This is a genomic window from Arthrobacter senegalensis, from assembly GCF_059091765.1.
Genome location: NZ_JBNHGZ010000004.1, coordinates 100,662 through 127,657, shown reverse-complemented (window position 1 = coordinate 127,657; position 26,996 = coordinate 100,662). Strand labels below are relative to the sequence as shown.

The following is a 26,996-nucleotide window of genomic DNA, read 5'->3' as shown; positions in this document are numbered from 1 at the left end:
GAGCCCATGACCGGTCCGGAAAGCCACGGAAGCACCGCAACCGGTGAGAGGACGTCCGGGAGCACCGCAACCGGTGCGGGGACTCCCGGCAGCACCGTCACCGGGTTGCGGCCGCCCGGGAGCGCTGCAGCCCGCGTCGGGCAGCCAGGGAGCACCGCTGCCCGTGCCGGGCAGCCAGGCAGCTCCGTTGCCGGCGCCAGGTTGTCGACGGCGGGGCTGGCACGGCTCGCCGGCCAGCTAACCCCCCGCCAGCTTCAGGACGAGTTCTCGCTGGCCCTGCTCGAGCTCAAGGGCAAGGGCACCAAGGCAGGCATTGCCGCCGCGATCCTTGCGGTCGCGTTGGTGTTCCTGGTCCTGATGGCCATCTCCCTCTTGGTCGCCGCAATCATGGGACTGGCCCTCATCATGCCGGCCTGGCTGGCGGCGCTGCTCGTCGCAGCCGTGTTCCTGATCCTCGGCGGTATCCTGGCGCTCATTGGAATCTCGAGGGGCAAGAAGGCCATGCCGCTCCTTCCCGCCGAGGCCATCCGCGGCGTCAAGTACGACGTCGGCGTGTTGCGTGAGGGCAGCAGCTTCAATCCGGCGACACTGGACGAAAAGCCCCGGAAGGAGACCAAGGCGGAAAAGGCGGAGCGCAAGGAACCGCAGGAGCCGGCTCCGACGATGGACGAACTGCGTGCCCGTACCGCGGAACGCCGTGACCACTTGGCGGCAGTCAGGGACGATCTCGGCCGCCGCGTCGACCCCAAGCCCCGTGCGGAGCAGGCCAAGCGCCGGGCGAAGCATGCGGCAGATGCTGCCACGGAACGCCTGGTGGCAGGCGCCGAAGCCGTCAGCGAGGCCGGCCCGGAGCTGAGGGAGCGTTGGAAGCCACTGGCGACGCTGGCGGTTTCGCTGACCGCCATGGGCGTCATGCTCCGGCGGCTGCTGAAAAAATAACCATTACCACCGTCGCACGGCGGCACGGAAGCCGGCTGCAGCGCAGCCGGCTGCCCAGCGTGGAACGACGACTGAGGGGAGGGACGGCGTTGAGGATCATCGGTGCCGGGACGCGGCGCGACTTCGAGTACCGCGAGCTGCACACGTTCTGGACCATCCCGAACCTCATCACCGTCCTGCGTTTCCTTGCGGTGCCGCTATTTGTCTGGCTGATCGCCCGGCACTCGTACGGGGCAGCCACCATCACGCTGGTCGTGCTGGGATCCACGGACTGGGTGGACGGCTACCTCGCCCGCCGCCTCGACCAAATCTCCTCGGTCGGCAAGTGGCTGGACCCGGTGGCCGACCGGCTGGCCCTCATCATCGTGGCCACGACCTTTGTCGCGGCCGGCATCGCCCCGTGGTGGCTGCTGCTGTCCATCATCATCCCCGACGCGATCCTGCTCGTGTTCTCATTGCTCCTGTTCCATGGCAGCCCCGACCTTCCCGTGACACTCATCGGCAAGGTCCGGACGGCCCTGCTGCTGGCAGGCACTCCGCTGCTGCTGCTCCATCGGGTGGAGGGCTTCGGGCACGACTGGCTGCTGACCCTCGCCTACGCCATCCTCGCCGCGGGCTGTGCGGGGCACGTCCTTGCGTGGCTGGGCTACATGCGGGCGGCCTGGGGCAAGTACAAGCGCCGGCGCGAGGCCAGGCAGAACGATCCACTCCATGGTTGACCCGCGCTCCGGGCGGAAACGGACATTTTCTGACGGGACCCCATGGTCTGGTTAGCCATACTCTGTGCCCTGCTCGGTGCCTTCTTCCTCGCCCTCGGCACCCAGCGCCAAGCCAGTGCCGTCCAAGCCAATACGGGCGGCCTGGCGATGAGCGTCGCCGGTTTGCTGCGGATGCTCCGCAATCCCCGCTGGGTCCTGGGACTGCTGCTGTTGGCCGTCGGGATGGGATTGAACGTGTTTGCCTTGGTGAGCGCGCCGTTGACCGTCGTCCAGCCGATCGGCGCCATCGCGTTGGTGATCACCACGATCATCAATTCCAAGGACCAGGGGATCCGGCTGAACCGCGTGACGGTGGTGGCCATCTCAACGTGTGTGGCAGGAAGCGCCGTTTTCGTACTGCTGGCCGTCAACGTCACGGGCGCTAGCCATCGCGTGCGGGCCGAGGAGGAACTCTCAGCGGTCCTGCTGCTGGCCGTCGTCGTTGCCGTCTTTCTCTCGCTGGAACTGATGTTCCGGCACAGGCTGAATGCCTTCGCCTACATTCTGGGAGCCGGCATGTTGTTCGGTTTCGTCGCCGTGCTGGTGAGGATTATCGGCCTGCGGCTGCTGGAGCCGGGCGGCGGTTTCATCGCCAACGTACCGATCTACACGGTCATCGCGGTCGCCGCGGCCGGCGGCCTGGGGGCTTGGTTTGTCCAGAGTGCCTATGCCAGCGGCCCGCCCGATTTGGTCATCGCGGGGCTGACGGTGATCGATCCGCTGGTCGGCATCGCCATCGGCATTTTCATCCTCGGAGAGCTCAGGCCCGACGTCGAACCGGTGTTTGCGATTGGCATGGTGGGGGCAGGTTTGGTTGCTATTGTTGGGGTCATTGCCCTCTCGAGGCACCATCCGGACGTGTTGCAGAAACAGGAAGAAGCCCGGCGCCGGGCCCAAGCCTCGGGCAAGAAACCATAGGGCCGGCGCGATGACCAATACCGTGACCACGAAACAAGGAGTCCTGCCGCAGGTGAGCGACGACATCGGACCGAAACCCCTCAAGATCCTGATTGCAGCCGATACCTACCCGCCGGATGTCAACGGGGCGGCCGTCTTCGGGTACCGGCTGGCCACCGCGATGACCAAGCGCGGACACAGCGTCGACATCATCGCCGGGCGGTATGACAAGGGCCCGACCTTCGTGGAACACCGTGCGGAGGCGACGGTGCACCGGCTCCGCTCACACTCGGTGCCGACGCACGAGACGTGGCGCATCTGCTTTCCCTGGGAGATCAAACGCGACATCAAGCGGATCTTCGATGAGGTCCAGCCGGACGTCGTGCACATCCAGTGCCACTACATGATCGGACAGGCCACCATCGCCGAGGCAGTGCGACGGGGCATCCGCACCATCGCGACCAACCACTTCATGCCGGAGAACCTGGAGCCGTTCCTGCCGTTCCCGCAGTGGTTCCTGGACATCGTCGCGAAGAACTCCTGGCGCGACATGGGCAAGATCATGGGCAAGGCTGCCGTGGTGACGACGCCGACGCCGCTCGCCGCCAAGGCGATGCGGGACCACGCCTTCCTGCACAAGGTGATGCCGCTGTCCAACGGCATCGATGCCGCCGCCTATGAGCTGGCCCCCGGGGAAACGATCGAGAGGCCGGAGCACCCCACGGTGCTGTTTGTGGGCCGGCTGGCGGTGGAAAAGAACGTGGACACGCTGATCGAGGCGCTGGCCATGACGGACCCGGCGCTGAACGTCCACCTGGAGATCATCGGCGACGGCGACGAGCGAAAGAACCTCGAGGCGAGGGTTGCCGCGATGGGGCTTGGGCGCAGGATCGCGTTCCTGGGCCATGTGGACGACGCCGAACTGCGCCGGGCGTACCTGCGCGCGGCTGTGTTCTGCCAGCCCGGAACCGCCGAACTGCAGTCACTGGTGTCCCTGGAAGCGATGTCCGCCAGCAAGCCGGTGGTGCTGGCCAATGCGATGGCCCTGCCGCACCTCGTGGAGGACGGTGTCAACGGCTACCTGTTTGCCCCCCGCGATCCCTCCGACCTGGCGGCCAAGCTCAACGCCGTACTCGGCCAGAGTCCCGAGCGGCTGGAGGCCATGGGCGAAGCCAGCCACGCGAAGGCGATGCGGCACGGCATCGACAAGACGATGGACACTTTCGAGCAGCTTTACCGCGGAGCCTCGGCGGACGACTTCCTCGACTAGGCCAACGTGCGCCCGCCGGTCGGGAGGACTTAGTATGTCTAAGGTGCCGGTAACGGTCCCCGCGCTGCGGGGCGCCGCCCGGCAGCGCGGGGCGGTAGCTCAGCCGGTCAGAGCAGAGGACTCATAATCCTTTGGTCGTGGGTTCAAGCCCCACCCGCCCTACGTCGAGAGAAGGCCCCGGACCAGAATGGTCCGGGGCCTTCGTCATGCCGCCCGCCGGACTCCCGCGGGACTCCGGGGATGCGGCTGCCCCGGCACCCCGGCCGAAGCTGCGGCCCCACGCGTTCGGCCGTTGCCCGCTGACCGGTTCTGCGCTAAGTTACTGATCAGTAACTTGATCTTCTCCCCGGCGCCTCCTGCCCGGGGCCGCGACCTGTTCACAGAAAAGGAAGCCACTATGGGCCAGCGCGTCATCGATCCGAACGACCTTCCCTACGCCGATGGAGACTTCTACTCGTTCGAGGAGATGCTCTCGGAACCCGAACGCTCGCGGCTGCACGACATCCGCGACTGGCTGGCCAAGGAAGTCCGGCCGATTGCCGTCGACTGCTGGAACCGGGCTGAGTTCCCCCTGGAGATCATCCCGAAACTGGCGGACCTGGACGTGGTCAGCCCGGTCAGGCGGCAGGGATACTCCAACTTGTTCGCCGGCCTCGTCCACGCGGAGTTCACCCGCGCCGACACGTCCATCGCCACGTTCCTGGGAGTCCACGACGGCCTGTTCGCCGGATCGATCGAAGTCCTCGCGTCGAAGGAGCAGCAGGAGGCCTGGCTGCCGGACATCTACGCCCTCAAGAAGATCGGCGCTTTCGGACTGACGGAACCGCTCGGCGGCTCCGACGTCGCCGGCGGCACGCGCACCACGGCCCGGCGCGACGGGAACGGCTGGGTGCTGAACGGAGCCAAACGCTGGATTGGCAACGCGACCTTCTCGGACTGGGTCGTCATCTACGCGCGCGACCTGGCCGACAACCAGGTCAAGGGCTTCCTCGTGGACACGGCCACCCCCGGCTATGCCGCGACGAAGATCGAGAACAAGATCAGCCTGCGCACCGTGCAGAACGCGGACATCACCCTGGAAAACGTGCTGGTCCCCGATGATTTCCATCTCAAGGGCGCCAACAGCTTCCGCGACACCAACAAGGTGCTGAAGGTGACGCGGCTTGCCGTAGCCTGGCAGGCGGTGGGGCAGCAGATGGCTGCCTTCGATGTGGCACGGCGCTACGCCGTGGAGCGGCACCAGTTTGGGAAGCCGCTGGCATCGTTCCAGCTGGTGCAGGACCAGCTGGTGCAGATCCTCGGCAACACCGTCGCCTCAATGGGCATGATGGTCCGCCTGGCGCAGCTGGAAGACGCCGGACAGGCCAAGGACGAGCAGTCCGCTTTGGCCAAGGCGTTCACCACTGCGCGGATGCGTGAAAGTGTGGCCCTGGGCCGCAACATCCTGGGCGGCAACGGCATCGTGGCCGACTACGAAATGGCCAAGATCTTCGCCGACGCCGAGGCCATCTACTCCTACGAGGGAACCCACGAAATCAACTCCCTGGTGGCAGGCCGGGCGATCACCGGCTTGGCGGCGTTCGTCTAGCCATCCGGCACCGGCAGCAATACCGAAGGCCGCAGGTCCATGACGAACTGCAGGGGGTTGACATAAACGTCGCCGCGACGGACGCCCCAATGCAGGCATGCGCAATGACTGCTCGCGGCAACCGTTCCTACCGGATCGCCCGACGAAACGGTATCGCCGGCCTGCAGTCCGGACGCGACGGCCAGCAGGCTGCTGCGCAGGCCGTTTCCATGATCGATGGTGACCACCGGCCTGTCGACGACCCGGCCGGAGAAGCTGACCCGGCCGTCGGCGGGGGAGAGGACCGTCGCCCCGGCCGGAACCGCCAGATCGACGCCGCGGTGTCCGCCCAGCCACGGCTTCGGCGGCGGGTCAAAGCCGCGCACGATGGCGGGTTGCGGGCTGGCGGGCCAGCCCCACGGCGGCGAATAACTGGAACGGCCTGCCGGCTCGGGTGACCCGGCCGCGGCCAGCAGCACAGCAGAGGCCGCGGCGGCGGCCAAGCGCGACACGGACGGCGTCATGCAACCGATCCTCGCCGCTGCCCGCGGTCCGCGTCGCGGCGGCGCCGGATGGTGTGCGGAACCCCTTGGCCCGGCCGGCTGTGGAGGGCGGGAACGCGCAGGAACAGGGTGCCGCCTGTAGTACACTGGACGAAGCAGTTTTCCGTCCATGACCCATGTCCGGACGGAGGCTGACTACGCGTGTCTGAAATCCATCGGCTTGATCTCAGCGATGGAAGTGTGCCCAGGCGGTCCGGGAAACCGGTCCGGGCACATGCGCCGCCGAGCCGGCGGCGCCGACAGACGCCAGGAGCTTAGCCCGCCGGGCGACAAGCTAACAACCGTCTACAGGCAGCAGCCCAGGCCCAGCCCGGTGCTGCCGGAAGGAGTGACGACATGCCAGTCGTTACCATGCGCCAGCTGCTCGACAGCGGCGTACATTTCGGTCACCAGACCCGCCGTTGGAACCCGAAGATGAAGCGCTTCATCTTCACCGAGCGCAACGGCATTTACATCATCGACCTGCAGCAGTCGCTGTCCTACATCGACCGCGCCTACGAGTTCGTCAAGGCCACGGTCGCCCACGGCGGCACCGTCCTGTTCGTCGGCACCAAGAAGCAGGCCCAGGAAGCAATCGCCGAGCAGGCCACCCGTGTCGGCCAGCCGTATGTCAACCAGCGCTGGCTCGGCGGCATGATGACCAACTTCCAGACCGTCTCCAAGCGCATCTCGCGCCTGAAGGAACTCGAAGAAATCAACTTCGACGACGTCGCAGCTTCCGGCCGCACCAAGAAGGAACTGCTGCTGCTGCAGCGCGAGAAGACCAAGCTGGAAACCACGCTGGGCGGCATCCGCAACCTCACCAAGACTCCTTCGGTCATGTGGGTTGTCGACACCAAGAAGGAACACCTCGCCATCGACGAGGCCCAGAAGCTCGGCATCCCCGTGGTGGCCATCCTGGACACCAACTGCGATCCGGACGAAGTCGACTTCCCGATCCCGGGCAACGACGACGCCATCCGCTCCGTCAACCTGCTGACCCGCGTGATCGCCGACGCCGTTGCCGAGGGCCTCATCGCCCGCAACAACCGCGCCGCAGGCAACACCGAAGCGCCGGCCGAGCCGATGGCCGAGTGGGAGCGCGAACTGCTCGAGGGCTCGACAGAGGCCCCCGCCGCCGAAGCTCCGGCCGCCGAAGCTGCCGCTGAGGCCCCTGCCGCTGAGGCCCCCGCCGCCGAGGCCCCGGCTGCCGAAGCACCCGCCGCGGACACCGAGAAGTAAATCCGACTCACCGGGGGCGCCTTGCGCGCCGCCGGACTTCCGCTGGCGGCCCGGCCTGTGCTCAGGCCGGCCGCCAGCGGCACCGAACACTACTTAATACGGGAGGACTGGAGTCCAAATGGCGAACTACACCGCTGCTGATATCAAGGCCCTGCGCGAGCGCACCGGCGCCGGCATGATGGATGTCAAGAAGGCCCTGGACGAGGCCAATGGGGATGCCGAGAAGGCCATTGAGCTGATCCGGATCAAGGGACTGAAGGGCGCCACCAAGCGCGAAGGCCGCTCCACCGCCGAAGGCCTGGTGGCCGCCAAGGTCATCGACGGAACCGTCGGCGTCATGATCGAGGTCAACTGCGAGACCGACTTCGTCGCCAAGTCCGCCAAGTTCATCGAACTCGCCGACAAGGTACTGGCCACGGCGGTTGAGTCCGGCGCCGCCGAGCTCGACGCCCTGCTGGCCGCCGACGTCGACGGCAAGCCGCTGGGTGACTTCGTCGTCGAGGAAGGTGCCGTGCTGGGCGAGAAAGTTGTCGTCCGCCGGGTCGCCCGCGTCGAAGGCAAGACCGTCGATGCCTACCTGCACAAGACGTCCAAGGACCTGCCGGCACAGGTCGGCGTCCTCTTCGCCGTCGACGGCGAAGGCGACTCGGCCTTCGAGGCAGCCCACGACATCGCCGTGCACAGCGCGGCCTACGCCCCGGCCTACCTGACCCGCGAAGAGGTCCCGGCCGAGACCGTGGAGAACGAGCGCCGCATCGCCGACGAGACCGCCCGCGCCGAGGGCAAGCCGGAGGCGGCACTCGCGAAGATCGTCGAGGGCCGGCTGAACGGTTTCTTCAAGGAGATCGTGCTGCTGGACCAGCCGTTTGCCAAGGACCCGAAGCAGTCCGTCGGCAAGGTGCTGGAGGCGGCCGGTGTCAACGCCACCGCCATTGCTCGCTTCCGCGTCGGAGCGTAACCTCGGTCGCAACGTTTAGGCGAACTGGCTGATTCAGATGACAAGGGGGTGGTCACCATCGGGTGACCACTCCTTTTTCATGTCCGGATCGGCCGCGCGGCTTCAACCGTCGGGCAGCCGCGGCCAGTCACACCCTCTTTCCCCAGAACCACGCACGCCGGGAGGCACCATGGAATCCCAGAACACCCAGACCACCGCTGATACCGGGGCCAAACGCCGCCGCGTCCTGCTGAAGCTTTCGGGCGAAGTCTTCGGCGGGGGGAAGCTGGGCGTGGACCCGGACACCGTCCGGGGCGTCGCCAAGCAGATCGCCGCCACGGTCGGCCAAGTCGAAGTGGCCATCGTCGTGGGCGGCGGCAACTTTTTCCGCGGCGCCGAACTGTCGACGTCGGGCATGGACCGCTCGCGAGCCGATTACATGGGCATGCTCGGCACCGTCATGAACTGCCTCGCCCTCCAGGACTTCCTCGAGCAGGCCGGGGTGGACACCCGCGTGCAAAGCGCGATCACCATGGGGCAGATAGCCGAGGCCTACATCCCGAGGCGGGCCATCCGGCACATGGAGAAGGGCCGCGTGGTCATCTTCGGCGCGGGCGCCGGCCTGCCCTATTTCTCCACCGACACCGTGGCCGCCCAGCGCGCCCTCGAGGTGCACGCCGACGTCGTGCTCATGGCGAAGAACGGCGTGGACGGCGTCTACACGGCCGACCCGAAGAAAGACCCGGCCGCGGAGAAGCTCGACACCCTGACCTATGACGAAGCCATGCGCCGGAATATCCGGGTGATGGACCAGACCGCCTTCAGCCTGTGCCGCGACAACAAGCTGTCCATGGTGGTCTTCGGGATGGAGGGCGAAGGCAACGTGACCCGTGCGATTCTGGGCGAACAGATCGGCACCTACGTCACCGCCTGACTGGCGCCGGGCCGTCCGCCGGATAGCCTAGGATGGAAAGCAGAGCCAGGACCGCGGGCATCGCGGAGTGAATGAAGGACGTGAAGGAGAGACCGTGATAGACGAGACGCTGCGCGAAGCTGCCGAGAAGATGGACAAGGCAGTCGAAGTGGCCAAGGAAGACTTCGCCACCATCCGCACCGGCCGCGCCAATCCGGCACTGTTCTCCAAGGTCACGGTCGACTACTACGGCACGCCGACCCCGCTGCAGCAGCTGGCGTCCTTCCAGAACCCCGAACCGCGCACCCTGCTGATCACGCCGTACGACAAGTCGGCGCTGAACGACATCGAGAAGGCCCTGCGCGATTCGGATGTGGGCGCCAACCCGGCCAACGACGGCGTGGTGATCCGCGTGGTCCTGCCGGAACTGACCATGGAACGCCGCAAGGAGTACGTCAAGGTGGTGCGGGGCAAGGCCGAAGACGCGAAGGTTTCGATCCGCAACATCCGCCGCAAGGCGATGGACACCATCGGCAAGCTGGTCAAGGACGGCGAGGTCGGCGAGGACGAAGGCAGCAGGGCCGAAAAGGAACTGGACGCCAAAACCAAGTCGCACACCGACAACGTCGACGAGCTCCTCAAGCGCAAGGAAGCCGAGCTGCTCGAGGTCTGATGAGTACGGACCAGCCTCAACCCATGGCTGGCGATACGCCGGCTCCGGCGGCTGGTCCGGGACAGCGGCCGGCAGAACCCGGACGCCGGGCGCTGCGTGCCGCCGCCAAGCCCTCCCGTGCCGGGCGCAACCTGCCGGCAGCCATCGTCGTCGGACTCTCGCTGCTCATCGTTGTCCTGGTGGGTCTTTTCCTCCTGCCCGATGCCTTCGTGGTGCTGGTGGCCGGTTTCGCGGCCGTGGGCGTGTGGGAGGTTTCCCGGGCCCTGACGGTCAAGAACATTAAGGTGCCGCTGCCGCCGCTGTTCGCGGGTGCCCTCGCGATGCCCGTGGCCGCCTATTACGGCGGGCCGGAGGGGCTCGCCTTCGCGCTGGTTGCCTCCTGCGTGGCCCTGATGGTTTGGAAGTGCCTGGACAGTACCGACGGCGCCGTCAGCAGTGTGCTCAGCGGCACCTTCATCCTCTGCTGGGTTCCCTTTTTCATCAGCTTCTCGCTGCTGTTGCTGCTGGAGGAGTCCGGCGCCCTGAAGGTGGCCACCATGCTGCTGCTGGTGGTCTCCAACGACACCTTCGGGTACCTGATCGGGGTGCTCTTCGGGAAGCACCCGATGGCACCGAAGATCAGCCCCAAGAAGTCGTGGGAAGGGTTTGCCGGTTCGGTCGGCGGAGCCGTCCTGGTCGGCGTCCTGTGCTCGGTGCTGGTGCTGGACCTTCAGTGGTGGTTCGGGCTGGTCCTGGCCGTGGCCACCGTGGCCGCCTCCACCGTGGGCGACCTGGCCGAGTCGATGGTCAAGAGGGAACTTGGCATCAAGGACATGAGCAACTTCCTGCCGGGCCACGGCGGGGTGATGGACCGGCTGGATTCCATCGTGTTTGCCGCCCCGGTGGCCTTCGTGCTCGCCTCGTTGCTGGCCCCCGGGGCCGTGTAGGCGCGCGGCCGCGGATACCCGGGGCCACGCGGCGGCCCGCATAGACTGGGCACCGTAGACAAGCGGAACGTATTGAAGGAACAGGAACCACAGGACACCATGGCGCGACGAACCATTGATGCCGGCAAGGGCAGTGCCCCGTTCGACCACGTGGACCGGCGGAACTTCGGCTACAACGCACGCCAGGTGGACGACTTCCTCAGCCGGGCGCGGGAGTACTACAACAACCCCGAGCCCGACGACGCTCCCATCACCAGCCGCGATGTCCGGGCCATGACGTTCGATCCGGCCAAGGGCGGCTACGACCCGCGGGCCGTCGACGCCGCGCTGGACCGGCTGGAGGACGTCTTCGCCCAGCGGGAGCGCGACGCGCTGATCAGTAGGGACGGCGAACAGGCCTGGCTGACGCAGATCGGCCGCGTGTCGGCGATGCTGCGCGCCCGCCTGCACCGCGCCCCGGGCGAACGCTTCCGCCGGCCGACGAAGCGGAACGCCGTCAGCTACAACGTGGAGGACGTCGACGCGCTGTGCGTGGAACTGCTGGGCTATTTCGAGCACGACCAGCCGATGAGCGTCGATGTGGTCCGCAGGGCCGTGTTCCGCGAGGCCAAGGGCAAAGACGGCTACGAGGAAAACCAGGTGGACGCGTTCCTGGACCGCGTCGTCGAGTTAATGGCCGCGATCGACTGACGGGGCCCGACCTCGTTCAGTCTCCGGGACGGGGCCAACCGGCCGGCTCCGGACTGTCCGCCCGCTCCGGGGTGTGCAGCCGTGCCATGACCCGGGCGGTGGTGGCCGGCCTGCGCGAAGCCGTCGCCCGGGAAACGGCCACCGTCACCAGGAATGCCGCCGGAACCGTCCAGGCCGCCGGCTGTCCCAACGGCTCGGCCCAGGCGCCCAGTTTCGGTCCCGCCACGGCAGCCGTGAGCAGCGAACCGCCGCAGAGCACCGCCCCCGACACCATGCCGGCAATGGCGCCGGCATCGGTGAGACCCCGCCACCAGATGCCCAGCAGCAAGAGCGGGCAGATGGTCGAGGCGGTAAACGCGAAGACCGTGCCCACGCTGCCGGCCAGGGCCAGCGATTCGGTGCCCAGGGCGATGCCCAGCGGCGCGATGGCCGACAGCACGGCGGCCAGCCGGAAGCCCCTGACGCTGCCGCGGAACAGGTCCTGGCTGACCACCCCGGCCAGGGAAACCACCAGCCCGGAGGTAGTGGAAAGGAACGCGGCGAACGCGCCCGCCACCACGCAGGCGCTCAAGAGATCGCCGGCCAGGCCGTCCACAATGCGCCCCGGCAGCAGCAGCACCGTGGCGTCGGACTGGGTGCCGCCGGCCAGCCGCGGGGTGTGCAGCCTGCCGAGCACGCCGTAGATGGTGGGGAAGAGGTAGAACAGCGCCAGCAGCCCCAGCACCAGTTGCGTGGTGCGTCGGGCGGCGGCACCGTCGGGATTGGTGTAGAAACGCACCAGCACGTGCGGCAGCCCCAGCGTCCCGAAAAGCAGGGCGATGATCAGCGAGATATTCCGGTACAGGGATGCATCGCCGACGACATCCAGCGACGGGTCGAACGCCGCGCCGCCGCCGGTGGCCGACTGGCCCGAACCGGCGAGGACCAGCAGGATGAACACCACCGGGACGGCCAGGGCCGTGAGTTTCAGCCAATACTGGAAGGCCTGCACGAAGGTGATGGAGCGCATGCCGCCGGTGACCACGGACAGCACCACCACGACGACGACGGCGAGGGCGCCTGCCCAGCCCGGCAAACCCGTGGCGATGCGCATGGTCAGGGCGGCCCCGTGCAGTTGCGGCACGATGTAAAGCCAGCCGACCGCTATCACCAACAGGCTGGTGACGCGTCGCGCGGCAGTGGAATCGAGCCGGGCCGCGGCGAAGTCGGGAATCGTGTACGCGCCGGAGCGGCGCAGCGGGGCAGCCACGAACAGCAGAAGCATCAGATAGCCGGCGGTGTATCCGACCGGGAACCAGAGCGCGTCGATGCCCGAGACCAGGATCAGCCCTGCCACGCCCAAAAAGCTTGCGGCCGAGAGGTATTCGCCGCCGATGGCCGACGCGTTCCACCACGGCTTGACCGTCCGCGAGGCGACGTAGAAATCACCGGTGGTGCGGGAAATCCGCAGCCCGTAGATGCCGATCAGCACGGTGGCGGCGCAGACGGCGGCTACCGCCGCCAGCCCGGCGGCCGCGTTCACTGCCTCGTCCCCGGGTTAACCCGGTCGGCCGTCAACTCGCGGAAGCGGCGCTCGTTGCGGGCGGCCGCACGGTTGTAGAGCGCGGCACAGGCCAAAATGATCGGGTAGATCCCTATGCCCAGCAGCAGCCAGGGGAGCGGGACCGTGAACACGGTCAACGTGCCCGTGAGCGGTACCAGCGCGATCAGCACGGCCATGCCCAGCAGGATCAGCCCGAAACCGGCCGCCACCACCACGGCCAGGCGCAATTGGGAACGGACCAGGGACCGCACGAAGAGCTCGCCGACTTCCGACTGCTCGGCCACCTCGCGGGAGAAGGTGTAGCCGCCCGCCGGCCGGGGCGCGGCCGAACGCGGCGCGGTGACGCGGACCCGCTGCCGGAAACCGGCCGACGGAACCTGTGCATCGCCGTCGGGCAGCGGGGCGCCACCGTCGTTCACCGGTATGCCGCCGTGGTGCAGCGGGATGCCGCCGTCGTCACCTGGGGGAACCTCGCCGCGGCCGGGACCGCTGCTCATCCGCGCGGCCTCACCCGCGTGGCCTCCAGCCGGTCGCGGACGGCGGGCAGGTGACGCCGGCTGACGGGCAGTTCGGCACCGCCGACCAGGAGGTTGGCCCTGCCGGCGCTGGTCCGCATCTGCTGGATTCGGTCCATCGCCACAAGGTAGGAGCGGTGGATCCGGAGGTAGCCGGCGTCGGCCCACTGGCGCTCCAGGTCGTTGAGCGGCACCCGGATCAGGTAGCTGGCGTCGGCCGTGTGCAGCCGGGCGTAATCGCCCTGGGCCTGCACGTACTGGATTTCGTCCCGCCGGATCATCTTGGTGATGCCGCCTTGGTCAACGGTGACGACTTCCGGCTTGGCCGCGCCGCCGTCTTCCATCAGTTCGCAGATCCGGCGCACGGACTCCGCCAGCCGATCTGCCCGCACCGGCTTGAGCAGGTAGTCCACGGCGGCCAGCTCGAAGGCCTGCAGCGCCTTGTCCTCATCGGCGGTCACGAAGACGACGGCGGGCGGGCGGCTGAAGCGGGAAATGACCTTGGCGATGTCCAGCCCGGTCAGGGCCGGCATATGGATGTCCAGGAAGAGCGCGTCCACGTCGTGGCGCTCCAGGGCACGCAGCGCTTCGGCGCCGCTGGTGGCTTTGTGGACCTCCCCGATCCGGGAATCCCGGGCGAGCAGGTACGCCAGGGCCTCGACGGCGGGGGCTTCGTCATCGGCGACAACCACATTGACCATGGCCCACAGTCTATTAGGCCCCAGGGTGAAGCTTCGCGCGGGCCGCTTCAGTCCACCAGGTTCCCGGGCTGGAACTTGGGTAGCCGCAGCGTGACCAGCGTGCCGGCACCGGGCGCCGTGTCGACCACCAGGCCGTGTTCATCGCCGTAGACCTGCCGCAGCCTCACGTCCACGTTGCGCAAACCCACATGGTCGCCTTCGGCGCGGCCGGCCAGCACGGTGCGCAGCCGCTCCGGATCCATGCCCACGCCGTCGTCTTCGATGGTCACCACGGAGTAGGCGCCGGCGTCGTGGGCGGTGATGGTGATCTGCCCCGGCCCTTCCTTGGCTTCGATCCCGTGGCGCACCGCGTTCTCCACCAACGGCTGGAGGGAGAGGAACGGGATGACGGTGCTGAGGACTTCGGGGCCGATCTGCAGGCTGACCCTGAGCCGGTCGCCGAACCGGGCCCGTTCCAACAGCAGGTAGCGGTCGATCGATTTCAGTTCCTCCGCCAGGGTGGTGAAGTCTCCGTGCCGTCGGAAGGAGTAGCGGGTGAAGTCGGCGAACTCGATCACCAGCTCCCGTGCCCGCGCCGGGTCGGTGAGGATGTAGGAGGCGATGGCGTTCAGGGCGTTGTAGATGAAGTGCGGGCTGATTTGGGCCCGGAGCGCGCGCACCTCGGCCTCCATCAGCAACGTCCGCGAGGTGTCCAGTTCGGCCAGTTCGATCTGCGTGGCCACCCAGGCTGCGACCTCGTTGGTCGCCCGCACGAGCGACGCCGCTACGTGTCCGGTGTAGGCGCCGACGGTGCCGACCACCCGGTCCTGAACCCGGATCGGGGCGAAGACCGCTTCCGTCGGGTCGCCGTCCCCGGCGGCAGCCCCCCGCGGGACCCGGCCCTCCGGCAGCAACTGGTCGCCGCGGAAAACCTGGGTGCGGCCCGATCCGATGGTCTTGCCGGCCAGGCGCAGGGCCGACTCCGGCGGCTGGCCGGCGCCGTCCCAGCCGAGCACGTCCTCCAACCCGGTCAACACCAGCACGTCGGAGCCCAACAGGCCGCGCAGGTGCTTGCTCGCCTTGCCCGCGCCGGCCGGCGTCAGCCCGGAACGCAGGTACTGGCCCGCGAGCCCCGCGGTATGCAGCGTGGCGTAGGTTGCGCGGTCGGCCTCGGAGCCCAGGTCCCGGTGGGAGCGGGTCAGTTTAAAGCCCACCAGCGCGATCACCGCCACCGCCACCACGGCCAGGGCGGCGATGAGCGCGATGTCCACGGCCGGGCTGAGCATGCCCTCAAGCCTAGCCGCAGGGCCGAACGGCCGATTGCAGCTCGGCGCAGGGGAGCGCCGTTCACCGCAGCCGGTTGACCGTTGGGCGATGCGAGCCGCCGGGCTGCTGGCCACCGGGACCGGGAGCTAGCAGAGTGATCGCAGTCACACTCCGCGTGTGCCCGATGAGGAGGAAAAAATGGGTAACGACCCCAACCCGGACGCCGGCACCGCCGCGGCCGTGGACTTCCAGGTGGTCCAGAGCAGCCCTGAGTTCACCGAACTCCGCAGGCGCCACCGTTCGTTCGTGTTCCCGATGGCAGTGGCCTTCCTGCTGTGGTACTTCGCCTATGTGCTGTTGGCCGACTATGCGCACGCATTCATGTCCACCAAGCTGTGGGGCAACATCAACGTCGGCCTGGTGCTGGGCCTGCTGCAGTTCGTGAGCACTTTCGCCATCACCACCTGGTACGTCCGCTACGCGAACAAGAAGCTGGACCCGATCGCCACTGACATCCGCCACAGCCTCGAAAACGAGGGCGTCGGCCTACCGGAGGACCCCAAATGAGGCACGCCGTGAACATTCCGCTGGCCGTCACGGCGGACGACATCAAGGATTCCACCTGGATCAACATCCTGATCTTCGCCCTGTTTGTCGGCGTGACCCTGGTGGTGGTGCTGCGGGCCAGCCGGAACAACAAGACCGCGGCCGACTACTATGCGGCGGGCCGGTCCTTCAGCGGCGGCCAGAACGGTACCGCCATTGCCGGCGACTACCTCTCCGCGGCGTCGTTCCTGGGCATCTGCGGCGCGATCGCGATCAACGGGTACGACGGCTTCCTGTACTCGATCGGCTTCCTGGTGGCCTGGCTGGTGGCCCTGCTGCTGGTGGCCGAGCTGTTGCGCAACACCGGCAAGTTCACCATGGCCGATGTCCTGTCCTTCCGGCTGCGGCAGCGCCCGGTGCGGATTGCCGCGGCCATCACCACACTGGCCGTGTGCTTTTTCTACCTGCTGGCGCAGATGGCCGGAGCCGGCGCCCTGGTCTCGCTGCTGATCGGCATCGACTCCAGGCTGGGACAGTCTCTGGTGATCACCGTCGTCGGCGCACTGATGATCCTCTACGTACTGGTTGGCGGCATGAAGGGCACGACCTGGGTCCAGATCATCAAGGCCTGCCTGCTGATCGCCGGTGCGTTCATCATGACCGTGTGGGTGCTGGCACTGCACGGCTTCAACCTGTCCGAACTGCTGGGTGCCGCCGTGGAAACCGCCGGCAACCCCGAGCTGCTCAACCCGGGCCTGCAGTACGGCGTCTCGGAGGCGTCCAAGCTGGACTTCATCTCGCTGGCGCTGGCCCTGGTGCTGGGCACCGCGGCCCTGCCGCACGTTTTGATGCGCTTTTACACCGTGCCGACGGCCAAGGAGGCCCGCCGGTCCGTGGTCTGGGCCATTTGGCTGATCGGCGCGTTCTACCTGTTCACCCTGGTGCTGGGCTACGGCGCCGCGGCGCTGATCGGCCCGGAAGCCATCAAGAGCGCTCCGGGCGGGGTCAACTCCGCCGCACCGTTGCTGGCTTTCGCGCTCGGCGGCCCTGTGCTGCTGGGGCTGATCTCCGCAGTCGCCTTCGCCACCATCCTGGCGGTGGTGGCCGGCCTGACCATCACCGCGGCCGCCTCCTTCGCGCACGATATCTACGCGAACGTGGTGCGCAAGGGACAGGTCGACTCGGCCGGCGAGGTCAGGGTGGCCCGCCGCACCGTAGTGGTCATCGGCGTCGTGTCCATCCTCGGCGGCATCGGCGCCCAGGGCCAGAACGTGGCCTTCCTGGTGGCGCTGGCGTTCGCCGTGGCCGCCTCGGCCAACCTGCCCACCATCGTCTACTCGCTGTTCTGGAAGCGCTTTACCACCCAGGGTGCGGTCTGGAGCATGTACGGCGGCCTGGGTGCGGCCATCGTCCTGATCGTGTTCTCCCCGGTGGTCTCCGGAAAGGAGACGTCGATGATCCCCGGCGCGGACTTCGCCATCTTCGGCCTGAACAACCCGGGCATCGTCTCCATCCCGCTCGCGTTCTTCCTGGGCTGGCTGGGAACCGTGCTGGACAAGAACCGCGAGGACGCGTCCAAGCAGGCCGAAATGGAGGTCCGCTCGCTCACCGGCGTCGGCGCGGAGAAGGCCACGGTTCACTGAGACGACGACGGCGGCGCGCGCCTGCTGCAACGCGCCGACTCAGATAACACTGCGGGCCCGGCAGAAGGATGCCGGGCCCGCAGTCATGCGCGGCGCAGTGATCGGCATCGAACCCCTCGCGGGCAATGGGTCCGGCTTAGGGGAGCGCGGCGTTGGTCAGCGTGAGGGACCTGGTCGGATTCACACCGGCCTGACAGTCAGCCGGTCGCCCCGGCACCGCGGAAGAGCAGCGGTTCCATCCGGAACGGGATCAGTTCGTGCATGGCCAGCGACGTGTCGGTCCGCTCCACGCCGTCGATCGCCAGAATCTTGCCGTTGACGCGGAACAGGTCCTCGGCGCCCTCGGAGACGACGCGGGCCAGAATATCCGCCTGGCCCGTGATGCCGATCGCTTCGAGTACTTCCGGAATGCGGGCCAGCTCGTCGGTGATCTGTTGCAGTTTCGGCTGGTGCACGTGGATGTGGATGAAGGCCGCGAGCGGATATCCCACGGCGGCGGGATTGATCCGCCGGTCGAAGGACAGGAACACCTGGTCCTTTTCCAGCCGGGCCATCCGCGCCTGCACCGTGTTGCGGGACAGGCCCAGGATCTGCGCCAGGGCCACGACCGTCCGGCGCGGATCCTGCGTCAGGGCTGTCAGTAACCGCAGGTCGGTGCCGTCCAGATTCCGCATAATGCGCAGACTAGCACGCCCTGCCCGGCCCCGACAGGGCATTCTGCTCAGTTTTTGTCCGGATCATTGCGCTACTTGCCGGATGTGAGTAGTGTCACAGTCAACCGCGGGCAAAGGTGCAGGCGGGGCTGTCCGGCGCCGGGAGGTCCACAAGACTTCCCGGCCCTGAAGACGCAAAGGGAGTGTCGCAAGTGTCCTTACCAGGCACGGACCCGGCCGGTCCGCATAACCAGGAAAGCTACATCCAACTGCTCGCGCCGGACGGCACGCGGGCCCCCAGCGGGGAGTTCGACCCCTGGCTGGAGGATATCGACGGCGACCGACTCGCCGGCCTCTACCAGGACATGGTGGTGGTCCGCCGCCTGGACCAGGAAGCCACCGCCTTGCAGCGGCAGGGGGAGCTCGCCTTGTGGCCGCCGCTGCTGGGGCAGGAAGCGGCCCAGATCGGTTCCGGCCGCGCCCTGCGCAAGGACGACTTCGTCTTCTCCAGCTACCGGGAAAACGGCGTCGCGTACTGCCGCGGCGTGGACCTGACCGACATGATCCGCGTTTGGCGCGGCAACAGGCCCTCCGGCTGGGACCCCTACGAGATCAACATGGCCACCCCGCAGGTCATCATCGGCGCGCAAACGCTGCACGCCACCGGCTACGCCATGGCGGTCAAGTTCGACGGCGATGACGCCGTGGCGGTGACGTATTTCGGCGACGGCGCCACCAGCCAGGGCGACGTGAACGAGGCCATGGTGTTTGCCGCCAGCTTCCAGGCGCCGGTGATCTTCTTCTGCCAGAACAACCAGTGGGCGATCTCCGAACCGGTGTCACTGCAAACCCAAGGCAAACTCTCCGACCGGGCGCCCGGATTCGGCATTCCCAGTTACCGGGTGGACGGCAACGATGTCCTGGCCTGCCTGGCGGTGACCCGCCGGGCGCTGGAGCACGCGCGCAGCGGCGGCGGCCCGTCCTTCATCGAAGCGGTCACCTACCGGATGGGACCGCACACGACGGCGGACGATCCCACCCGCTACCGCGACGCGAACGAGCTGGAGGACTGGAAGAGCCGCGATCCGATCGACCGGCTGGCCGCCCACCTGGCGGCCGAGGGCTTGTTGGACGAGGGCCTGCAACAGCGGGTCCGGGACGCGGCCGACCAGGCAGCGGCCGAGATGCGGGCCGGGTGCACGAGCATGACCGACCCGGCGGACTTGGAACTGTTCGAGAACGTCTACGTGGCGCCGCACCCCGTGCTGGCAGAACAGCGCGCGCACTACGAGCGCTATCTTGATTCGTTCGACGCTGCCGAGGGAGGCCGCTGATGACCACCATGACGTTTGGACGCGCCATCAACACCGGGCTGCGCAAGGCCCTGGAAAACGATCCCAGGGTGGTGATCATCGGCGAGGACATCGGAGCCTTGGGCGGGGTGTTCCGCATTACCGACGAACTGCAAAAGGACTTCGGCGCCCACCGGGTGATCGATGCCCCGCTGGCCGAGTCCGCGATCCTGGGCACCGCCGTCGGGATGGCCTACCGGGGCTACCGGCCCGTGTGCGAAATCCAGTTCGACGGCTTCATCTACCCGGCGTTCGACCAGATTGTCAGCCAGGTAGCCAAGCTGCACTACCGCACCCGCGGCCGGGTCAAGATGCCGCTGACCATCCGGGTGCCCTTCGGCGGCGGCATCGGCGCGGCCGAACACCACTCCGAATCCCCGGAGGCGTATTTCACCCACACGTCCGGTCTGCGGGTGGTGGCAGTGTCCAACCCGCAGGACGCCTGCACGATGATCCAGCAGGCCATCGCCGCCGACGATCCGGTGGTCTACTTCGAGCCGAAGCGGCGGTACCACACCAAGGGCGAAGTGGACGAGAATGCGCTGGAGTCCGCGCTGCCGCTGGGCAGCGCCCGGGTGGAGGTGCCCGGGTCGGACGTGACCCTGGTGGCCTACGGCGCGCTGGTGCAGACGGCACGCGAGGCCGCGCAGGCCGCCGAGGACGACGGCGTGTCGGTGGAAGTCATTGACTTGCGCTCGCTGTCGCCGCTGGACTTTCCCACCGTGGAGGCCTCCGTGCGGAAAACGGGCCGTTTGGTGGTCACCCACGAGGCGGCCAGGACCGGCGGGCTCGGCGCGGAGATCGCGGCCAGCCTGACCGAACGCTGCTTCTATCATCTGGAACACGCGCCGGTGCGGATCACCGGGATGGACATTCCGTACCCGCCGGCCAAGATGGAGCGGCATCATCTGCCGGACCTGGATCGCATGCTTGACGGCGTGGACCGGGTGCTCGGCCGGCCCAACTCGCTGACCGGACTGGAGGACTGAGCCCGTGGGGATCAAGGTATTCAAACTGCCGGACCTGGGCGAAGGGCTCACCGAGTCGGAGATCGTCAGCTGGAGCGTGGCTGAGGGCGACGCGGTCCAGCTCAACCAGATCCTGGGCGAGGTGGAAACCGCCAAGGCCGTGGTCGAGCTGCCCTCGCCGTTCGCCGGCGTGGTCCGGACCCTGCATGAGGTACCCGGCACCACGGTCAGCGTGGGCGAGCCGATCGTCTCCATCGAGGTGGAAGACGCGGGGCAGGGCGACGACGGTGCCAAGGCCGCGGGAAGCCCGCCGGAACCGCGCCGCGAGGCGAATCTGGTGGGGTACGGTGCGGCGGCCGAAGGGAACGGGCGGCCTGCCCGGCGCCCGCGCAAGAGCGGAGGGGCGGCCACCGCGGCGGTGCCGGCCACCTATCCGGCGACCCTGGCCGGGAACGCAGCGGACACGGAGCCCGCCGGAGCCGCGGATGTTGCGGCCGCCGGCCGGCCGGCCGGTGCGCCCGGTGAGGCTGCGGCCGAACCGTCCGGGACGATCCCGGAGCGGCCACGCTCCACCCCGCCGGTCCGCAAGCTGGCGAAGGACCTCGGCGTCGATCTGACCCAGGTGGCCGGGACCGGAGAACGGGGCCTGATCACCCGCGACGACGTCCTCGCAGTCCACGAGGCGGCCGCAGCGGCCCCGGCGGTCGCGGCCCCGGGCGCCGTGTCCGGGACGGCCGGCGGCTGGCTCGGCGGCGCCGCGGAGGCCGAGACGCGGATCCCGGTCAGGGGCGTACGGAGGCACACCGCCGCCGCCATGGTGGCCAGTGCTTTCACCGCCCCGCATGCGTCCTCGTTCCTTACGGTCGACGCGACGGAGAGCATGGAGTTGATCCGGCGGCTCAAGGCGGGCAAGGCGTTCGCCGGGCTGAAACTCACGCCGCTGACCATCACCGCCAAAGCCCTGTGCCTGGCGCTGGAGCGCCGCCCCGAGCTGAACTCCCGCTGGGACGGGGACGCCGGCGAGATCGTGCAGCAGAACTACGTGAATCTCGGCATTGCCGCGGCGACTCCGCGCGGACTGACGGTGCCGAACATCAAGGACGCGCACCGGATGGACCTGCACCGGCTGGCCGAGGCCCTGGGGGAGTTGACCGAGACGGCACGCGCCGGCAGGAGCGCCCCGGCTGAACTGCGCGGGGGAACCATCTCCATCACCAACATCGGGGTGTTCGGCATCGACGCCGGAACGCCGATCCTGAACCCGGGGGAGTCGGCCATCCTTGCCCTCGGCGCGGTGCGTCGGCAGCCGTGGGAATACCGGGGGGAGGTGGCGCTGCGCGATGTGGTGACGCTCAGCCTGTCCTTCGACCACCGCGTGGTGGACGGGGAGCAGGCGGGACGCTTCCTCGCCGACGTGGGCACGATCCTGTCGGACCCGGCCATGGTGCTGGCCATGGTGTGATCACCCGGCCATGGTGCTGGCCATGGTGTGATCAGGGTGCAGAGGCGGCTCAGGCCAGTTCGAGGATCTCCTCGGTGACCACGGCGCCGCGGGCGTTGGCGAAGCCCTGGGCCTCGCCGACGGTCCGGAAGCCGAGCTTGTGCAGGACCTTGACTGAGCCAAGGTTGTCCTTGACCACCCGCGCGCGGATGGGACGCGCGGAAAATTCCCGCAGGAAGGCCTCGACGGCCGCGGTGGTGACGCCCTTGCCCCACTGCGACTTCGCCGTCCAGTAGCTCAGTTCCGGGTACCCCTCGTTGGGGTAGGCCAGCACGCTGCCCACCACCTCGCCGTCGACGGTGACGGTGCGCACGGTGATGGACTCGTCGTTGAGCAGGCTCTGCCAGTGGAGATCAAACACGCCGCGGTCAGACGGATTCCGGGCAGCAAACGCCGCCATATGGTTGGCGTCGGGATCCTGCTGGTACTCGAAGAACTCGTCGAGGTCGGCAGGTTCTACAGGACGAAGCTCAATCACAGCAGACCTTTCGGCTAGTTGGTGTCTGATACACCCTACTCGGCTTTCAACGCGGCCCAAGCCATTTGTTCCAGCAGATTGCGGCGCCAGGCTTCCCGCGGCTGCCGGCTCCGGTGGGTCGAGTGCGGCGTGGAGTTGATCAGTCCGAAGACGGCGTGTGCGCGGACCCGCAACTGCGCAGCGTCCGCCTCCGGCAGCAGCCGCGCCAGCACGGAAACCCACACCTCCACATAGGTGCGCTGCAGCGTCCGGACCAGCGCCGAATCCTCGGCGGGGAGGCTGTCCAGGTCCCTGTCGTGGACCCGGATGACGTCGGGATTCTTCAAGGCAAAGTCCACGTGGAAGGCGACCAGGCCGCGGAGCGCCTCCTCGGCATCCTGCTGGCCGGCCGCCACGTCCTGGCCGCCGTCGAGCAGGTCCTGGCTGACGCCCGTGAGCAGCGCCGCCAGCACCGCATGTTTGCTCTCGAAATGCCGGTAGACGGCCGGCCCGCTGACGCCGGCCGCCGAGCCGAGGTCTTCGATGGACACGCCGTTGAAGCCGCGCTCGGCGAAGAGGCGGGCGGCGGCGTCCAGCAGTGCGGCCCTCCGGGTGGCCTTGGCCAGGCTGCGGCCGGTCTGGCGCGTCACGGCGGCGGCATGCGGTGCTGCGGGCATGGATCGGTTCCTTCGAGAAGGTGCCGAATAAGTGCTGGACAAGACACTTAACGGCCACTAGCCTGATTTCAGTTAGTACAGACTAACCAAAATGCGTCCTTCAGGCCAGTTGCCCCCAGCGGGCGGCGGGCGTGGGCGCGCGACGGCTTCGGCCAGGAAGGTGTCGATGGAGACACTGGCTTCCCGGGTGGACACTACCAGTGACAGTTTCCGGGCCAACGACGAGCAGCAGCGCCGGCTGGCTGCCGAACTGCACGCCCGCCTGGCCTCGGTGGCGGCGGGCGGACCGGAGGGCTCGCGCCGGCGCCACCTGGAGCGGGGCAAGCTGTTGCCGCGGGACAGGGTCGACACGCTGCTGGACGAGGGCAGCCCGTTCCTGGAGATCGCGCCGCTGGCCGCCGAGGGAATGTACGACGGCGATTCGCCGGGGGCGGGGATGATCGCCGGCATCGGCCTGGTGCACGGCCGCCACGTGCTGGTGGTCTGCAACGATGCGACCGTCAAGGGCGGCACCTACTATCCGATGACGGTCAAGAAACACCTGCGCGCCCAGGAGGTGGCGCTGGAGAACAACCTGCCGTGCATCTACCTGGTGGACTCCGGCGGCGCGTTCCTCCCCAAGCAGGACGACGTCTTCCCGGACCGCGAGCACTTCGGCCGCATCTTCTACAACCAGGCGCGGATGTCGGCGGCTAAAATCCCGCAGATCGCCGCGGTGCTCGGTTCCTGCACGGCCGGCGGCGCCTACGTTCCGGCGATGAGCGACGAAACCGTGATCGTCCGCGGTCAGGGCACTATCTTCCTGGGCGGCCCGCCGCTGGTGAAGGCGGCCATCGGCGAAGTTGTCACCGCGGAGGAACTCGGCGGCGGCGAACTGCATGCGCGGACCTCGGGGGTGACCGACCACCTGGCCGAGAACGATGTGCACGCGCTGGAGATTGTCCGCGACATCGTGGCCACACTCCCGTGCCGGACACCGGCCTGGGAGACGGCGCCCGTGGAGGCCCCGGCGGCCGACCCGCAGGAAATTTACGGGGCCGTTCCGGTGGACGTCAACGCCGCCTACGACGTCCGCGAGGTCATCGCCCGGCTGGTGGACGGCAGCCGCTTCCACGAGTTCAAGCGGGAGTACGGCACCACGCTGGTCACCGGGTTCGCCCGGCTCCACGGGCATCAGGTGGGCATCGTGGCGAACAACGGGGTGCTCTTTTCCGAATCTGCCCTCAAGGGCGCGCACTTCATTGAACTCTGCGACCAGCGCGGCATCCCGCTGGTTTTCCTGCAGAACCTTTCCGGCTTCATGGTGGGCCGCGACTACGAGGCCGGCGGCATCGCCAAGCACGGCGCCAAGATGGTGACCGCCGTCGCGACCGCCCGGGTGCCGAAGCTGACCGTGGTGATCGGCGGGTCCTTCGGAGCCGGCAACTATTCCATGTGCGGCCGCGCCTACTCGCCGCGCTTCCTCTGGATGTGGCCGGCCGCTCGCATTTCGGTGATGGGCGGAAACCAGGCCTCCTCGGTCCTGGCCACCGTCAAACGCGACCAGTTGGAAGCCCGCGGGGAGGAGTGGAGCGCCGAGGCCGAGGAGGCGTTCAAGGCCCCCATCCGGGAGCAGTACGAAGCGCAGGGCAACCCGTATTACTCCACCGCCCGGCTCTGGGACGACGGGATCATCGACCCGGCGCAGACCCGGACCGTGCTCGGCCTCGCCCTGGACGTCTGCGCCAACAGTCCCTTGCCCGAGACCGCCTTCGGCCTGTTCAGGATGTGATCGAAAGTGTTTGAAACCGTCCTGGTTGCCAACCGCGGCGAAATCGCCTGCCGGGTCATCCGCACGCTGCGCGCCATGGGCATCCGTGCCGCTGCCGTCTATTCGGATGCCGACGCCGGGGCCCGCCACGTGCGCGAGGCCGACATCGCGGTGCGGATCGGGCCCGCCCCGGCCACCGAGAGCTACCTGCGCATCGACGCGGTGATCGAAGCCTGCAAGGCCACGGGCGCCGAGGCCGTCCACCCCGGCTACGGCTTCCTCAGCGAGAACGTGGCGTTCGCCCAGGCGCTGGAGGCGGCCGGCATCGTGTTCATCGGACCCAACGTGGGGGCGATCGGGATCATGGGGGACAAGATCCGCTCCAAGAACCACGTGGCATCGCATGGGGTCCCGGTCATTCCCGGGATCGCGGAACCGGGGCTGGACGACGACGGGCTGGTCCGGGCCGCCGAAGAGGTCGGCTACCCGCTGTTGATCAAGCCGTCGGCCGGCGGCGGCGGCAAGGGGATGATGGCCGTGCAGCGGCCCGGGGAACTGCGCGCCGCGCTCGCCGCCGGGCGCCGGGTGGCTGCCTCCGCCTTCGGCGACGACACGCTCTTCCTCGAGCGGCTGATCGCCCGGCCGCGGCACATCGAGGTTCAGGTGCTGTGCGACCGGCACGGCAACGCGATCCACCTGGGGGAGCGCGAATGTTCGCTGCAGCGCCGGCACCAGAAAGTCATCGAGGAGGCTCCGTCGTCGCTGCTCGACGCCGCCACCCGCGGCAGGATCGGCGAGGCCGCCTGCAACGCCGCCCGCTCGGTGGACTACACCGGGGCCGGAACGGTGGAGTTCCTGGTCTCCGACGACGCCCCCGACGAGTTTTTCTTCATGGAGATGAACACCCGGCTGCAGGTGGAACACCCGGTCACCGAGCTGGTGACCGGCCTGGACCTGGTGGAGTGGCAGGTGCGCATCGCCGCCGGTGAGGTGCTCACGCTGGCGCAGTCCGACGTCGTGCTCACGGGACACGCGGTGGAGGCGCGCGTCTATGCGGAGGATCCCTCGCAGCAGTTCCTGCCCTCGGCGGGCACGGTGCTGGCTTTGAAGGAAGCCGCCGGGGAGGGCATCCGGGTGGACAGTTCGCTGCTGCCCGGGCTGGTCATCCCCTCCGACTACGACCCGCTGCTGTCCAAGGTGGTCGCCTGGGGCGAGGACCGGCAGCAGGCCCTGGCACGGCTGGACGGTGCGCTCGCCGACACCATGGTGCTGGGCATCCATACCAACATCGAGCACCTCCGCAGCCTGCTGGCCGACGAGGACGTGCGGGCCGGGCGGCTGGACACCACTCTGATCGACCGGAAGATCGAACACCAGCAGTTCCGCCGGCCCGGTGACGCCGAACTGTCCGTGGCCGCCGTGGACTGGCTGCTCCGGCAACGGGACGCGCGGATCCACGCATGTGCCGCCGGCGGCGCGGGGTCCGCCTGGCGGAGCGAGGGCTGGCGGTTGAGCGGGCCGCGCCCGGGCACGGTCAGCTTCGACCTCGGCGGCGGAGAACACCGCGACGTGACGGTGGCCTGGACGGGCGACGCGCCCGCCGGCGCGCCCGCCGGTGCCCTGGTGACGGCCGGCGGCGGCAGCTACGCCGTCGTGCTGGACCGGGCCGGGCAGGCGGCGGAGGTCGACGGACTCCGCCGGCCGCTGCGCCACGCGTTCGGCGGGGACGGCACGATCTGGCTGGGCGACGCCGGCTGGTCGGCCCGGGTGACCGTCCGCGGCCGGGAGCGGCGGCTCGCCGATGCCCTGGCGGGGGTCCGCCAGGCCGAGGGGGAGACATCACCCGAGGTGCGCTCGCCGATGCCCGGGACGGTGACATCCGTGGCGGTGGCCAACGGCGACCGGGTGGTGGCCGGCCAGCCGCTGTTGACGGTGGAAGCGATGAAGATGGAACACCAGCTGAGCGCCGCGATCGCCGGCGAGGCCAGCATCAACCTCAAACCCGGCGACCTGGTCAAGGCCGGCCAGATCGTCGCCGTCGTGCGGGCAGCGGATCCTGTCCCCGAAGAACCTGAACAGAAAGGGGCATGA

Annotated in this window: 26 protein-coding genes and 1 tRNA gene; 19 read left to right on the top strand and 8 right to left on the bottom strand. The window is 68.3% G+C overall.

What is annotated here, in order from left to right:
* The first annotated feature begins 6 nt into the window (after nucleotides 1-6).
* The 6 genes from AC5RVG_RS13540 (at nucleotide 7) to AC5RVG_RS13515 (ending at nucleotide 5,452) form a co-directional block, all read left to right on the top strand.
* Nucleotides 7-939, top strand: a complete 933-nt coding sequence (locus tag AC5RVG_RS13540) for a phage holin family protein (RefSeq protein ID WP_494014223.1) — start codon at nucleotides 7-9, stop codon at nucleotides 937-939.
* 59 nt (nucleotides 940-998) lie between these two features.
* Complete coding sequence (locus tag AC5RVG_RS13535) at nucleotides 999-1,658, top strand: CDP-alcohol phosphatidyltransferase family protein (RefSeq protein ID WP_494014222.1); 660 nt, start codon at nucleotides 999-1,001, stop codon at nucleotides 1,656-1,658.
* Between the two features lie 42 nt (nucleotides 1,659-1,700).
* Nucleotides 1,701-2,615, top strand: a complete 915-nt coding sequence (locus AC5RVG_RS13530) for a DMT family transporter (protein ID WP_494002471.1) — start codon at nucleotides 1,701-1,703, stop codon at nucleotides 2,613-2,615.
* Between the two features lie 52 nt (nucleotides 2,616-2,667).
* Nucleotides 2,668-3,864, top strand: coding sequence for a glycosyltransferase (locus tag AC5RVG_RS13525; protein WP_494014221.1), 1,197 nt, complete (start codon nucleotides 2,668-2,670; stop codon nucleotides 3,862-3,864).
* Nucleotides 3,865-3,952: 88 nt separating this feature from the next.
* A tRNA-Ile gene (locus tag AC5RVG_RS13520) sits at nucleotides 3,953-4,026 on the top strand.
* A gap of 235 nt (nucleotides 4,027-4,261) precedes the next feature.
* Nucleotides 4,262-5,452 carry an acyl-CoA dehydrogenase family protein gene (locus AC5RVG_RS13515; RefSeq protein ID WP_494014220.1) on the top strand — a complete coding sequence of 397 codons (1,191 nt, stop codon included), beginning with the start codon at nucleotides 4,262-4,264 and terminating at the stop codon, nucleotides 5,450-5,452.
* On the opposite strand, the gene AC5RVG_RS13510 is transcribed toward AC5RVG_RS13515, so the two are convergent.
* Nucleotides 5,449-5,955, bottom strand: a complete 507-nt coding sequence (locus AC5RVG_RS13510; RefSeq protein ID WP_494014219.1) for a murein hydrolase activator EnvC family protein — start codon at nucleotides 5,953-5,955, stop codon at nucleotides 5,449-5,451. The genes AC5RVG_RS13515 and AC5RVG_RS13510 overlap by 4 nt on opposite strands.
* Nucleotides 5,956-6,330: 375 nt before the next feature.
* Here AC5RVG_RS13510 and rpsB point away from each other — a divergent pair, with 375 nt between their 5' ends.
* From rpsB to AC5RVG_RS13480, 6 genes are all read left to right on the top strand, one after another.
* A complete protein-coding gene (gene rpsB / locus AC5RVG_RS13505) occupies nucleotides 6,331-7,215 on the top strand; it encodes a 30S ribosomal protein S2 (protein ID WP_494002468.1) in 885 nt (294 codons plus the stop codon).
* Between the two features lie 118 nt (nucleotides 7,216-7,333).
* Nucleotides 7,334-8,173, top strand: coding sequence for a translation elongation factor Ts (tsf, locus tag AC5RVG_RS13500; RefSeq protein WP_494002467.1), 840 nt, complete (start codon nucleotides 7,334-7,336; stop codon nucleotides 8,171-8,173).
* A gap of 169 nt (nucleotides 8,174-8,342) precedes the next feature.
* The gene (gene pyrH / locus AC5RVG_RS13495; RefSeq protein ID WP_493988119.1) at nucleotides 8,343-9,086 is read left to right on the top strand and encodes a UMP kinase; all 744 of its coding nucleotides are present in this window, start codon (nucleotides 8,343-8,345) and stop codon (nucleotides 9,084-9,086) included.
* Between the two features lie 94 nt (nucleotides 9,087-9,180).
* The gene (gene frr, locus AC5RVG_RS13490) at nucleotides 9,181-9,738 is read left to right on the top strand and encodes a ribosome recycling factor (protein ID WP_494014218.1); all 558 of its coding nucleotides are present in this window, start codon (nucleotides 9,181-9,183) and stop codon (nucleotides 9,736-9,738) included.
* Between the two features lie 23 nt (nucleotides 9,739-9,761).
* Nucleotides 9,762-10,664 (top strand): phosphatidate cytidylyltransferase, encoded by a 903-nt coding sequence (locus AC5RVG_RS13485; protein ID WP_494002465.1) that lies wholly within the window; start codon nucleotides 9,762-9,764, stop codon nucleotides 10,662-10,664.
* Nucleotides 10,665-10,763: 99 nt separating this feature from the next.
* Nucleotides 10,764-11,354, top strand: a complete 591-nt coding sequence (locus AC5RVG_RS13480; protein ID WP_494002464.1) for a DivIVA domain-containing protein — start codon at nucleotides 10,764-10,766, stop codon at nucleotides 11,352-11,354.
* A gap of 16 nt (nucleotides 11,355-11,370) precedes the next feature.
* Here AC5RVG_RS13480 and AC5RVG_RS13475 read toward each other — a convergent pair whose 3' ends face one another.
* Genes AC5RVG_RS13475 through AC5RVG_RS13460 form a run of 4 tightly spaced genes read right to left on the bottom strand, consistent with a single transcriptional unit; the run spans nucleotide 11,371 to nucleotide 15,378 of the window.
* Nucleotides 11,371-12,876, bottom strand: coding sequence for a sodium/solute symporter (locus tag AC5RVG_RS13475; RefSeq protein ID WP_494014217.1), 1,506 nt, complete (start codon nucleotides 12,874-12,876; stop codon nucleotides 11,371-11,373).
* A complete protein-coding gene (locus AC5RVG_RS13470; protein WP_494014216.1) occupies nucleotides 12,873-13,394 on the bottom strand; it encodes a DUF485 domain-containing protein in 522 nt (173 codons plus the stop codon). Before AC5RVG_RS13470 ends, AC5RVG_RS13475 begins: the two co-directional genes overlap by 4 nt.
* The gene (locus AC5RVG_RS13465) at nucleotides 13,391-14,113 is read right to left on the bottom strand and encodes a LytR/AlgR family response regulator transcription factor (RefSeq protein WP_494014215.1); all 723 of its coding nucleotides are present in this window, start codon (nucleotides 14,111-14,113) and stop codon (nucleotides 13,391-13,393) included. Before AC5RVG_RS13465 ends, AC5RVG_RS13470 begins: the two co-directional genes overlap by 4 nt.
* Before the next feature lie 47 nt (nucleotides 14,114-14,160).
* A complete protein-coding gene (locus tag AC5RVG_RS13460) occupies nucleotides 14,161-15,378 on the bottom strand; it encodes a sensor histidine kinase (RefSeq protein ID WP_494014214.1) in 1,218 nt (405 codons plus the stop codon).
* Nucleotides 15,379-15,556: 178 nt separating this feature from the next.
* Here AC5RVG_RS13460 and AC5RVG_RS13455 point away from each other — a divergent pair, with 178 nt between their 5' ends.
* Both AC5RVG_RS13455 and AC5RVG_RS13450 read left to right on the top strand, forming a co-directional pair.
* On the top strand, nucleotides 15,557-15,925 hold the full coding sequence (locus AC5RVG_RS13455) for a DUF485 domain-containing protein (RefSeq protein ID WP_494014213.1): 369 nt from the start codon (nucleotides 15,557-15,559) through the stop codon (nucleotides 15,923-15,925).
* Complete coding sequence (locus AC5RVG_RS13450) at nucleotides 15,922-17,547, top strand: monocarboxylic acid transporter (protein ID WP_494014212.1); 1,626 nt, start codon at nucleotides 15,922-15,924, stop codon at nucleotides 17,545-17,547. Before AC5RVG_RS13455 ends, AC5RVG_RS13450 begins: the two co-directional genes overlap by 4 nt.
* Nucleotides 17,548-17,744: 197 nt before the next feature.
* Here AC5RVG_RS13450 and AC5RVG_RS13445 read toward each other — a convergent pair whose 3' ends face one another.
* Nucleotides 17,745-18,221, bottom strand: a complete 477-nt coding sequence (locus AC5RVG_RS13445; RefSeq protein WP_494002457.1) for an Lrp/AsnC family transcriptional regulator — start codon at nucleotides 18,219-18,221, stop codon at nucleotides 17,745-17,747.
* A gap of 191 nt (nucleotides 18,222-18,412) precedes the next feature.
* Between AC5RVG_RS13445 and pdhA the strand changes: the two genes are divergently transcribed.
* The 3 genes from pdhA to AC5RVG_RS13430 are packed head-to-tail and all read left to right on the top strand — an operon-like array spanning nucleotide 18,413 to nucleotide 21,982.
* The gene (gene pdhA, locus AC5RVG_RS13440) at nucleotides 18,413-19,534 is read left to right on the top strand and encodes a pyruvate dehydrogenase (acetyl-transferring) E1 component subunit alpha (RefSeq protein WP_494014211.1); all 1,122 of its coding nucleotides are present in this window, start codon (nucleotides 18,413-18,415) and stop codon (nucleotides 19,532-19,534) included.
* Nucleotides 19,534-20,541: an alpha-ketoacid dehydrogenase subunit beta gene (locus tag AC5RVG_RS13435; RefSeq protein WP_494014210.1), complete on the top strand. Its 1,008-nt coding sequence runs from the start codon at nucleotides 19,534-19,536 to the stop codon at nucleotides 20,539-20,541. Before pdhA ends, AC5RVG_RS13435 begins: the two co-directional genes overlap by 1 nt.
* A gap of 4 nt (nucleotides 20,542-20,545) precedes the next feature.
* Nucleotides 20,546-21,982, top strand: a complete 1,437-nt coding sequence (locus tag AC5RVG_RS13430; protein WP_494014209.1) for a dihydrolipoamide acetyltransferase family protein — start codon at nucleotides 20,546-20,548, stop codon at nucleotides 21,980-21,982.
* Between the two features lie 49 nt (nucleotides 21,983-22,031).
* On the opposite strand, the gene AC5RVG_RS13425 is transcribed toward AC5RVG_RS13430, so the two are convergent.
* Both AC5RVG_RS13425 and AC5RVG_RS13420 read right to left on the bottom strand, forming a co-directional pair.
* Nucleotides 22,032-22,499, bottom strand: coding sequence for a GNAT family N-acetyltransferase (locus AC5RVG_RS13425; protein WP_494002453.1), 468 nt, complete (start codon nucleotides 22,497-22,499; stop codon nucleotides 22,032-22,034).
* Between the two features lie 35 nt (nucleotides 22,500-22,534).
* Nucleotides 22,535-23,155, bottom strand: a complete 621-nt coding sequence (locus tag AC5RVG_RS13420) for an SACE_7040 family transcriptional regulator (protein WP_494014208.1) — start codon at nucleotides 23,153-23,155, stop codon at nucleotides 22,535-22,537.
* Nucleotides 23,156-23,321: 166 nt separating this feature from the next.
* On the opposite strand from AC5RVG_RS13420, the gene AC5RVG_RS13415 reads away from it, so the two are divergent.
* Both AC5RVG_RS13415 and AC5RVG_RS13410 read left to right on the top strand, forming a co-directional pair.
* Complete coding sequence (locus tag AC5RVG_RS13415) at nucleotides 23,322-24,926, top strand: carboxyl transferase domain-containing protein (RefSeq protein WP_494014207.1); 1,605 nt, start codon at nucleotides 23,322-23,324, stop codon at nucleotides 24,924-24,926.
* Nucleotides 24,927-24,932: 6 nt separating this feature from the next.
* Nucleotides 24,933-26,996, top strand: a complete 2,064-nt coding sequence (locus tag AC5RVG_RS13410; RefSeq protein ID WP_494014206.1) for an acetyl/propionyl/methylcrotonyl-CoA carboxylase subunit alpha — start codon at nucleotides 24,933-24,935, stop codon at nucleotides 26,994-26,996.

Bases quoted from the DNA above. Each gene is read 5' to 3' on its own strand.
- AC5RVG_RS13540 (WP_494014223.1), top strand. From the start codon at position 7: ATGACCGGTCCGGAAAGCCACGGAAGCACCGCAACCGGTGAGAGGACG.
- AC5RVG_RS13530 (WP_494002471.1), top strand. From the start codon at position 1,701: ATGGTCTGGTTAGCCATACTCTGTGCCCTGCTCGGTGCCTTCTTCCTC.
- AC5RVG_RS13515 (WP_494014220.1), top strand. From the start codon at position 4,262: ATGGGCCAGCGCGTCATCGATCCGAACGACCTTCCCTACGCCGATGGA.
- AC5RVG_RS13510 (WP_494014219.1), bottom strand. From the start codon at position 5,955: ATGACGCCGTCCGTGTCGCGCTTGGCCGCCGCCGCGGCCTCTGCTGTG.
- rpsB (WP_494002468.1), top strand. From the start codon at position 6,331: ATGCCAGTCGTTACCATGCGCCAGCTGCTCGACAGCGGCGTACATTTC.
- tsf (WP_494002467.1), top strand. From the start codon at position 7,334: ATGGCGAACTACACCGCTGCTGATATCAAGGCCCTGCGCGAGCGCACC.
- pyrH (WP_493988119.1), top strand. From the start codon at position 8,343: ATGGAATCCCAGAACACCCAGACCACCGCTGATACCGGGGCCAAACGC.
- AC5RVG_RS13485 (WP_494002465.1), top strand. From the start codon at position 9,762: ATGGCTGGCGATACGCCGGCTCCGGCGGCTGGTCCGGGACAGCGGCCG.
- AC5RVG_RS13480 (WP_494002464.1), top strand. From the start codon at position 10,764: ATGGCGCGACGAACCATTGATGCCGGCAAGGGCAGTGCCCCGTTCGAC.
- AC5RVG_RS13470 (WP_494014216.1), bottom strand. From the start codon at position 13,394: ATGAGCAGCGGTCCCGGCCGCGGCGAGGTTCCCCCAGGTGACGACGGC.
- AC5RVG_RS13465 (WP_494014215.1), bottom strand. From the start codon at position 14,113: ATGGTCAATGTGGTTGTCGCCGATGACGAAGCCCCCGCCGTCGAGGCC.
- AC5RVG_RS13460 (WP_494014214.1), bottom strand. From the start codon at position 15,378: ATGCTCAGCCCGGCCGTGGACATCGCGCTCATCGCCGCCCTGGCCGTG.
- AC5RVG_RS13455 (WP_494014213.1), top strand. From the start codon at position 15,557: ATGGGTAACGACCCCAACCCGGACGCCGGCACCGCCGCGGCCGTGGAC.
- AC5RVG_RS13450 (WP_494014212.1), top strand. From the start codon at position 15,922: ATGAGGCACGCCGTGAACATTCCGCTGGCCGTCACGGCGGACGACATC.
- AC5RVG_RS13445 (WP_494002457.1), bottom strand. From the start codon at position 18,221: ATGCGGAATCTGGACGGCACCGACCTGCGGTTACTGACAGCCCTGACG.
- AC5RVG_RS13435 (WP_494014210.1), top strand. From the start codon at position 19,534: ATGACCACCATGACGTTTGGACGCGCCATCAACACCGGGCTGCGCAAG.
- AC5RVG_RS13420 (WP_494014208.1), bottom strand. From the start codon at position 23,155: ATGCCCGCAGCACCGCATGCCGCCGCCGTGACGCGCCAGACCGGCCGC.
- AC5RVG_RS13415 (WP_494014207.1), top strand. From the start codon at position 23,322: ATGGAGACACTGGCTTCCCGGGTGGACACTACCAGTGACAGTTTCCGG.